We start from the raw sequence: 1684 nt of genomic DNA on the forward strand, positions 1-1684 counted from the left end.
TCGAGGTGGCGCAGAGCGTCCTCGCCGAGACCCAGACCGCCATCCTGCCGCTGGTCCCGTATCTCGACACCCTGCGCTGGGTGTTCATCGCGGTTGCCCTCGGCGGCATCGCCGTCACGATCTACGCGCGCCTCGATGACTGGCGCCGGGGGCGGCGGTGATCGGCGGCCTCCTCGCCACGCTCGCCGGATCGGCATGGGCGCGCACGGCACTCCGCTACGGCGTCACCGCCCTTGCGATCCTTCTGTTCCTGCTTTCCCTGCGCCGCTCCGGCGAGCGCACGGGGCGGTTGGCCGAGCAACTCGAAACCATGGAGAAAACCCATGACGCCCAAAGAAGGATGCTCGAGGCGGCGGCTCGTCGCCCTCGCTCTCGCGACGAGCTTGCTGAGCGGCTGCGCGACGGTGGGTTCTGACAGGGTCGCGCAGGGGACGTGTCCGCCGGTCGTCGAGTACAGCCGGGAGTTTCAGGCGCGCGCGGCGGAAGAATTGGCCTTGCTGCCGGAGGCGTCGGCTGTCCAAGACATGCTGACGGACTATGCCGTCGTCAGAGATCAGCTCCGTGCCTGCAAAGATGCTGTGTCGCCCGTCTTGCATGAGTGAGGATCATCCAGCCGATTATGGTTGGTCTCTTGCCGGCTTGATCGGCGAGCCAGCGGGTTGCACCGAACGCCGACACGAAAGAATCTTGCCCTTCCTGATCGAATAACCGGCCGCGCCGATTCCCCGCGCCTGAATTTCCAGCTATTTCAGGCTTATGGATATCGTTCTCGTCACCACTGTCATCGCGTCCCTCTTCCTCGTCATCGGCGCGGCGGAGCCGCTTGCTGCGCGCCTGAAGTTGCCCTTCACCGTGATCCTCGCCGTGCTCGGCGTGATGATCGGTGCGGGCGCGATCTTCTTCTTGCGGACGGAGTTGACGGACGCGCTGAACCCGGTGGCCGAGGCGATCCTGGGGTTGCCGATCCGGTCCAACGTCTTCCTCTATGTTTTCCTCCCGACGCTGCTTTTTCAGGCAACGCTGGGGATGAACCTGCGCCGGATGCTCGACGACTGGGTGCCCATCCTGGTGCTTGCTGTCGTAGCGGTAGTCGTGGCGACGCTAAGCGTGGGCTATGCCCTGTCGTGGGCGAGCACACTGCCGCTTGCGGCGTGCCTGCTGATTGGCGCGATCGTGTCCACGACTGATCCCTCGGCGGTCGTCACCATCTTCCGCTCGATCTCGGCGCCGCGCCGGCTCGCGCGGATCATCGAAGGCGAGAGCCTTCTAAACGACGCCGCGGCCATCGCGCTCTTCGGCCTGTTCATGGGCTTCGTCATGTTGGGGATGCCCGATCCCGACCTTGGCGCGGCGCTGGTGCGCTTCCCCGTCCTGATCGTTGGCGGCGCTTTCACCGGCTGGCTAGCGGCACGGGTGGCGGTCTGGGTCATGGCGCTGTTCTCGCGCCACGAGCTGGCGCAGATCTCGATCTCGGTCGCATTGCCTTACCTCGCCTATATCGGGGCCGAGCAGAGCATCGGCGCCTCGGGCGTCATCGCCGTGGTGGCCGCTGGACTGACGCTGAACCTGACCGGACCGGGCCGCCTGCCGCCACAGGCATGGACGAACCTGCGCGAGATCTGGGACGTGCTGGCGCATTGGGCCGGGGCGTTGATCTTCGTTCTTGCCGCGCTGCTGATCCCGC

Annotated in this window: 2 protein-coding genes and 1 pseudogene; all 3 read left to right on the forward strand. The window is 66.0% G+C overall.

The features are described 5' to 3' along the window. Positions 1 to 161, forward strand: a pseudogene (locus tag V7050_RS20905) (YcbK family protein); the annotation flags it as partial. Further along, positions 158 to 415 carry a hypothetical protein gene (locus V7050_RS20910; RefSeq protein WP_324375685.1) on the forward strand — a complete coding sequence of 86 codons (258 nt, stop codon included), beginning with the start codon at positions 158 to 160 and terminating at the stop codon, positions 413 to 415. The pseudogene V7050_RS20905 and the gene V7050_RS20910, both read left to right, overlap by 4 nt. Positions 416 to 756: 341 nt before the next feature. Next, on the forward strand, positions 757 to 1684 hold a 928-nt coding region (locus tag V7050_RS20915; protein WP_324411266.1), incomplete at its 3' end, for a cation:proton antiporter.

This window comes from Amaricoccus sp. (genome assembly GCF_036846665.1).
Classification (GTDB): domain Bacteria; phylum Pseudomonadota; class Alphaproteobacteria; order Rhodobacterales; family Rhodobacteraceae; genus Amaricoccus.